At 29.0% G+C, this 7,326-nt stretch carries 5 protein-coding genes, 2 tRNA genes and 3 rRNA genes; 7 read left to right on the top strand and 3 right to left on the bottom strand.

Annotated elements, in window-relative coordinates; genetic code table 11:
- The 4 genes from BLS77_RS19340 to BLS77_RS19325 all read left to right on the top strand — a co-directional run.
- Window positions 1-95: ribosomal RNA gene (locus BLS77_RS19340) — 23S ribosomal RNA — on the top strand; the annotation flags it as partial.
- Between the two features lie 90 nt (window positions 96-185).
- Window positions 186-302 (top strand): 5S ribosomal RNA (rrf, locus tag BLS77_RS19335).
- A 3-nt stretch (window positions 303-305) separates the two neighbouring features.
- Window positions 306-381: transfer RNA gene (locus BLS77_RS19330), tRNA-Lys, on the top strand.
- Between the two features lie 312 nt (window positions 382-693).
- Window positions 694-1,644 carry an L-lactate dehydrogenase gene (locus BLS77_RS19325; protein WP_089973790.1) on the top strand — a complete coding sequence of 317 codons (951 nt, stop codon included), beginning with the start codon at window positions 694-696 and terminating at the stop codon, window positions 1,642-1,644.
- A 386-nt stretch (window positions 1,645-2,030) separates the two neighbouring features.
- On the opposite strand, the gene pdxT is transcribed toward BLS77_RS19325, so the two are convergent.
- Window positions 2,031-2,624: a pyridoxal 5'-phosphate synthase glutaminase subunit PdxT gene (pdxT, locus tag BLS77_RS19320; protein ID WP_242874042.1), complete on the bottom strand. Its 594-nt coding sequence runs from the start codon at window positions 2,622-2,624 to the stop codon at window positions 2,031-2,033.
- A gap of 1 nt (window position 2,625) precedes the next feature.
- Complete coding sequence (pdxS, locus tag BLS77_RS19315) at window positions 2,626-3,495, bottom strand: pyridoxal 5'-phosphate synthase lyase subunit PdxS (protein WP_089973789.1); 870 nt, start codon at window positions 3,493-3,495, stop codon at window positions 2,626-2,628.
- Between the two features lie 553 nt (window positions 3,496-4,048).
- Here pdxS and rrf (BLS77_RS19310) point away from each other — a divergent pair.
- Both rrf (BLS77_RS19310) and BLS77_RS19305 read left to right on the top strand, forming a co-directional pair.
- A 5S ribosomal RNA gene (gene rrf, locus BLS77_RS19310) occupies window positions 4,049-4,165 on the top strand.
- Window positions 4,166-4,172: 7 nt separating this feature from the next.
- Window positions 4,173-4,248 (top strand) — tRNA-Lys (locus BLS77_RS19305).
- A gap of 142 nt (window positions 4,249-4,390) precedes the next feature.
- On the opposite strand, the gene BLS77_RS19300 is transcribed toward BLS77_RS19305, so the two are convergent.
- Entirely contained in the window at window positions 4,391-5,140 is a 750-nt protein-coding gene (locus BLS77_RS19300; protein WP_089973788.1) for a signal peptidase II, read from the bottom strand.
- A 169-nt stretch (window positions 5,141-5,309) separates the two neighbouring features.
- On the opposite strand from BLS77_RS19300, the gene BLS77_RS19295 reads away from it, so the two are divergent.
- A complete protein-coding gene (locus BLS77_RS19295) occupies window positions 5,310-6,110 on the top strand; it encodes a pyruvate, water dikinase regulatory protein (RefSeq protein ID WP_089973787.1) in 801 nt (266 codons plus the stop codon).
- Window positions 6,111-7,326 lie beyond the last annotated feature (1,216 nt).

The following is a 7,326-nucleotide window of genomic DNA, read 5'->3' as shown; positions in this document are numbered from 1 at the left end:
AAGACCCCTTGAAGAACACGAGGTTGATAGGTCAGAGGTGTAAGTATGGCAACATATTTAGCTGACTGATACTAATAGGTCGAGGGCTTGACCAATTTACAATAATTCATGTGCAATTTTCAGAGAACAAAACTCTGATAAAATTAAATATAAGAGGCTAAATCTATGATTTAGGATCTAAACCATCTGGTGATGATGGCGTAGAGGAAACACTCCTTTCCATTCCGAACAGGAAAGTTAAGCTCTACAGCGCTAATGGTACTGCACGGGCAGCTGTGTGGGAGAGTAGGACGTCGCCAGGTTATGCATTATTAGCTCAGTTGGTAGAGCACCTGACTCTTAATCAGGGTGTCCCGGGTTCGATCCCCTGATAATGCACCATACTAAAAAGTTCTAAACATTTTGTTTAGAACTTTTTTTGTTTTATAAAAAATAAAATTTTTATAAAAGTGAGTATATATTAACATAATCTACAAACTATTTATATTTTTCTCAATTAATAGGTTATTACATAGTATATATGTAAATAAGTAAGTATAAGATTAACAAATTAATATATGTTTCAATTTTTAATAAATAGAAATATTATATATAATAGAACAGTTAAGAAGAAGTAATATGGCATCTGAAAAAATATAAATTATTGACTAATTATTTTTTTAGATGTCTTGAAAAACTAGAGGAGGAAAAATAATGTCATTAAAAGCAAGGAAGGTAGCTATAATTGGTACAGGACTAGTTGGATCAAGTACAGCGTTTAGTTTAATAACTCAAGGTGTATGCGAAGAAATATTAATGATAGATTTAAACAAAGAAAAGGCTTTAGGGGAAGTAATGGATTTAAATCATTGTATAGAGTATTTAAATAGAAATACAAAAGTACGAGTAGGTTCATATGAAGAGTGTGAAGATGTTGATATAGTAGTAATAACAGCAGGTGCGCCACCAAAACCGGGACAAACAAGATTAGATACTTTAGATTTATCAGTTAAAATAGCAGAATCAATAGTAAATCCTATTATGAATAGTGGATTTAAAGGACATTTTATAATTATATCTAATCCAGTAGATATAATAGCTTATCATGTGTATAAAATATCAGGATTACCAAAGAATAATATTATTGGAACAGGAACATCTGTAGATTCTGCAAGGTTAAAAAACTTTATAGGAGAGTTACTAAATGTTGATCCAAGGAGTGTTCAGGCATATTCAATGGGTGAACATGGAGATTCACAAATGGTTCCATGGTCTCATGTATATGTAGGTGGAAAACCATTCTATAAAGTTATAGAAGACAATAAAGATAGAGTTGGAGATGTGAATTTAGATAAATTAGTACTGGATACAGCTAAAGCAGGTTGGGAAGTTTACAATAGAAAGGGAACAACTTATTACGCAATAGCAACATCAACAGTAGCAATAATTAAAGCTATTCTAAATGATGAGAATAAAATTATACCAGTATCAACATTGTTAGATGGAGAATATGGTGAAAAAAATGTATTTTCAGGAGTTCCAGCTGTTTTAAATGCAACAGGAGTTAAAGAAGTAGTTGAAATTGACATGAATGAAGAAGAGTTAACTAAATTTAAAGCATCTAATAAAATAATTAGAGAATACATTAATAGAGTGGGAAAATAGACTAACATATTGCTTTATTATTTAAAAAAGGATGCCTAAATATAAAAAGAGATGAAATTATTAATAATTTCATCTCTTTTTATATTATAGTACACTATTTTAAGTATTTAGAGATCTGAAAAAAATAGACCAAAAGCTGATTAGTTATATTTTTGAAAATACCGTAGTTAAATACTTATTAAAAATGTACACAAATTTAAATCATAAACATGAAAATCAGTGGATAAGTTAGTAGTTATCCACAAAATATATATAATCAATTATATAATGTTGATAAAAGTTTAGATTATAGATAAATATTATTAAGAGATATTAAAATAAATAGAAAATTAGTATTCTCAGTTTATTTGAATATTTAATTTTCTATTTATTTTCATGTCCATAATTTAAAATGTTTCTATAAAATACTTTAAAAATGTAGTATCGGGTGTCAATTCAGGATGAAATGATGTGACTAACATATTATTTTCTTTGGCAGCTACAATATTTTCATCAATTTTACATAAAATAGTAACTTTATCGCTTATTTCGGAGATATAAGGTGCGCGTATAAAAACTAATTCTAAATTATTTGGACTTACTTCGTTTATTTTAGTATAGGTTATAAAACTATCTAACTGGTTGCCATAAGCATTACGTTTAACTTTTATATCCATAAGACTTAAGTGACTAATGGTTTCATTTTCAATTTCTTTAGCTAGAAGAATCATTCCAGCACAAGTTCCCCAAACCTTAAGGCCCTTAGAAATTTTGTCTTTTAATGAGTATAATAGTCCTGTACTTCTTAATATATTACCAATAGTAGTACTTTCACCACCAGGAATAATAAGTCTATCCAAATTATCTAAATCATTACTAGTTCTTACTTTGACAGGTATATGACCTAAGCTAGAAATATGATTAATATGTTCGTCTATGCTACCTTGCAACGCTAATACTCCAATATGAAGTGGAGTATTAGCCATTTGAATATAAGTCATGTTACCAGCCTCTCTTGGAATATTTTATAGATACATCACTAGCGGAAGTACCACTCATAGCAGCACCTAAATCCTCTGATATCTCAGCTAGTTTTATAGGATCATTATAGAATGTTGTAGCTAATACAATCGCTTTTGCTGTTCTTTCAGGATCAGCTGATTTAAATATACCAGAGCCTACAAAGACACCTTCACTACCTAATTGCATCATTAAGGCCGCATCAGCAGGGGTTGCAATTCCACCAGCTGCAAAGTTTACTACAGGTAATTTTCCGTTTTCAAAAACATACCTTACAAGATCATAAGGTGCATTATATTCTTTTGATAAAGTCATTAATTCTTCTTCAGATGAATTTTGTATTTTTCTTATTTGTTCTGTCATAGTTCTCATATGAGTTACAGCTTCTACTACATCACCAGTACCAGCTTCACCTTTAGTTCTTATCATAGAAGCACCTTCACCAATTCTTCTTAAAGCTTCGCCAATATTAGTTGCACCACAAACATATGGAACTTTAAAATTATTCTTATTTATATGGTACTTGTTATCAGCAGGAGTTAAAACTTCACTTTCATCAATAAAGTCTACACCAAGTGATTCTAAAATTTGACCTTCTACAAAATGTCCAATTCTAACTTTAGCCATAACAGGTATTGAAACAGCGTCTTGTATTTCCTTAATCATTTTAGGGTCAGACATTCTAGCAACGCCACCATCTCTTCTAATATCTGATGGAACTCTCTCTAAAGCCATAACTGCACAAGCTCCAGCTTTTTCTGCAATAATAGCTTCCTTTGCATTAGTAACGTCCATAATTACGCCACCCTTTAACATTTGTGCTAAATTTTTATTTAAATTTTCTCTGTTCATAAAACAGCCCCCTTTTATGTTTACAAATAATTACTTATTTTATAAACATAGTAATAAATAAAATATATAAAAGCAAATGTATGGGTACAATATTTAAACTAGAGTCTTATTTTTTATCATTAATAATTATACAAGTAGATATTAAATATATACTTGATGAAGGTAGCAAAAGATTTTGATATCCTATAGTTTTATTTAAATGTAGAAAATGCTTGATTAGAGAATAGTATTGTAAATTATCATGATAAGGTAGACATAACGACTATCATTATATTAATATTGCAAATCAACAATTTCAGCATTAGCAAATTCCAAATATAAAATTGAATAGTTATCAGAATTTCAAGAGAAATTTATTTAAATACAAAATAAAAAAATATAATTAAAATCAAAAAAGAAGAAAATAACAATACTTATAATTACATTAATTCTAAATTAAAAACGAATATTTAAGTAATATACTATAAAAAACAGAAAAATAAACTATTTTTAGAATATATGTTGACATAACTGTTAAAACACTATATAATCAATAATTGTTGAGGGAAAAATATCTGGTAATGATGGCGTAGAGGAAACACTCCTTTCCATTCCGAACAGGAAAGTTAAGCTCTACAGCGCTGATGGTACTGCACGGGCAGCTGTGTGGGAGAGTAGGACGTTGCCAGGTCTCATATGGTTCACTAGCTCAGTTGGTAGAGCACTTGACTTTTAATCAAGGTGTCCCGGGTTCGATTCCCGGGTGAGCCACCAAAAATCACTTCTTAAAGAAGTGATTTTTTAATAAGAACTTGCTTAGCATAATATATATAAAAAAAGAAAAGGCGTAATGCCTTTTCTTTTTTTATATAATTAATTAAATTAATAATCTTCGAACAGTAATAGGTAGAATAGATTATCTTTTAAATATATCTTTTCTAGCAAAAATAAGGAAAGTTTTAATGCTTTTTAAATCATCTTTTAAGGATGGTTCTTCATCATCTTTTAAGTATCCGCTCTTGTATATTGTCATTACAAAAAATAGAATTCCTATGTTAATATAAATATCTTTTATGTCTGCAATAAATAAATCGCTTATTCCTATAAAATCTAAACTCCCACCATAGAAGACTTTATCAATTAATGAGCATAGAGCTCCAGCTGAAATAAATGTGAAACATAAGTCCGCCCAAAAATTTTTATTGCCATTATGAATATAATATCTATATAGTTCTAAGAATAATATTAATGCTACAACATTTATAAGTATAAGAAATGCAAAACTAACTCCAAAATTAAATCGAGCATTTAACCATGAACCTTCAGTGTTGATAATAGGATTGAAGGATAGAAACTTTGGTATAATTTCAAAATAGTTATTGAAGAAAAAGAATTTTATAACTATTTTAAGACCTTGATCTATTAGCATTAGTATTGAAAAGATTGAAAATATTTTTTTACCACTAAATCCTTTAGAATAACGTTCACCTAAAATATAAATAATTAATCCTACAATAGCAAATACAATTATAAGAGAAAGATTTAATATAAATGTGTACATATCCTTAACTCTACCGGTAATAATTTCAAATAAAAAATATGCAAGCCACATTATAGGCAGTATTCCTATAGTTAATAGCTTATCATTATTAAAGACTTTTTTCATAAGTGAGATCCTCCTGTATAAAATTTTAATATATATAGGAGATTTTATCATATATAAGAAGTAAATACATATAGAGATAACAATTTATTCAGATTATTGATATAATTGAATTGTTGGTTAATTAAGAAAATTAAGAAAAAGATCTAATTCAGAAGAGGAGGGTATTTAAATGTTAACAATTTTTGCGGTATCAGATTCTATTGGGGAAACAGCAGAACAAGTTGCGATTGCAGCTGCAAGTCAATTTAAAGAGGATGTTGAGGTAAAGAGAGTTCCATATGTGAAAACTCTAGAAGATGTAGAGGAGCTAATTAAAGAGGTACAAGAGTGCAAGGATAAAATGGTTGTATCTACTATAATAACTGTGAATATAAGAGAATATCTTACTCAAAAAGGGTTAGAAAATAATATAACAGTAGTAAATGTATTAGGACCAATAATAAATGTGGCATCAACAATTATAAATAAGTATCCAGATTATAATCCTGGAGCAATGTGGAAGACTGATGAAGTTTACTTTAAAAGAATAGAAGCTATGGAATTTGCAATGCAATATGATGATAGTAAGGATTATAGAGGGTTGAAAAATGCAGATGTAATATTAGTAGGATTATCAAGAACATCTAAAACTCCGTTGTGTATGTATTTAGCTAACAAAGGTATCAAAGCAATTAATATACCTTTAGTACCAGAGGTTGGTTTGCCAGATGAACTTTTCGAAATAGATAGAAAGAAGATATTTGGATTAATTATAAATCCGCTACAATTAATAGAAATTAGAAAACGTAGACTAGATAAGTTTCACAGGATTCCTTCAGACATTGATTATGCAAGTGATTCAAGAATACTTGATGAATTTGATTTTGCTGATAAGATTTTAAGACGATTAGGATGTAAAACTATAGATGTAACTCAAAGGGCAATTGAAGATACTGCTCTTATTATAATAAAAGCTTTAGGGCATAATTAATTAAAATTAAATAGGTTAAATTCATCTTTATTAGTATATTGAGAAAAAATATAGTGGATATACTAAATGAGGTAGTTCAAAGTAAATAACAAGTCAAAGATTCTTCACATAGTTTGTACTAGGTGAAGAGGCTTAGTAGAAAAGAGATGAGAATACACTTTAGTTGTTTTTTGAAAATCACTAAGGTGTATTATATATGTATAGAACAAAATATATCAGTGTTGACTGTTGTTTTTTCAAATTTTAAAATATAGAGAAATATTAACTAAGGAGTTAGTACTTACTTATATTGAGGGCACTAACATATAGAAAATAATAGATTGTATATTAGTAAAAGAGAATATGTACAAGGAAGATATATTAAGAGTGAAGATAGGATTAGTATTGAATGTTGTTTGGGGGGCGTGGGGAATATAAAATTGGAGTAGTAAGAGAATTATGCATTGATAAATAGTAAATTAGTAATAACTATAAAAAGAAGTAAATGATAGATTGAGGTTTAGATAAGTAAATAGGTTGATATTTTAGAAGAGGATAAGTAAAGAGGATCGTGAAGCAGGTGTCAAAAAGGCAAGTTAAGTTTTAAAGATAAAATACAAAGATTATAAAAGAGCTGTAATAAGGAGAAGTAAATATGTTATTAAAGTTCTAATATATAAAGAATTCATTGAATAAGCCTATATTTAACTGGTTTAAGGGGCTATATTAAGATGAATAAGTATAAGAATAAGAGATTGCTGCCTGGTGTATCAGCAATAGTATTAAAGCGTAATATTGATAAATATACAGTAAGAGTGACATAATGTTCTGTAAGAAGAAAATACAGGCAAAATACTATGAAAATATATGTTAAGATAATCAAGTCGCAAGGGACAAGCAAACAAAGAAAAAACAACATAAAAAATAGTTGTTGACAGAGTTTAGAAGCAGTGATAAGATAAAGAAGTCGCAAATGACGAACTAAGAAAAACAGCTTGAAAGAAAGGTGTTGACAAGGTTTAGATGCGGTGGTAAACTAAGAAAGTCGCTTAAGGGTGACTGGAGAAAATGGTCTTTGAAAATTGAACAGATAAATTAAAGTTAAGTAATAATAACCAGCAATTCTTTTTGAGAGTCAGCGAATAAAAGGAAACTTAGCTCGAAAGAGATAAGGAGTACTACAAGATTAAACTTTTTAGTGAGAGTTTGATCCTGGCTCAGGACGAACGCTGGCGGC

The organism is Clostridium gasigenes, assembly GCF_900104115.1.
GTDB classification, from domain to species: Bacteria; Bacillota; Clostridia; order Clostridiales; family Clostridiaceae; genus Clostridium; species Clostridium gasigenes.
This window is presented reverse-complemented; position numbering and strand designations above follow the sequence as displayed.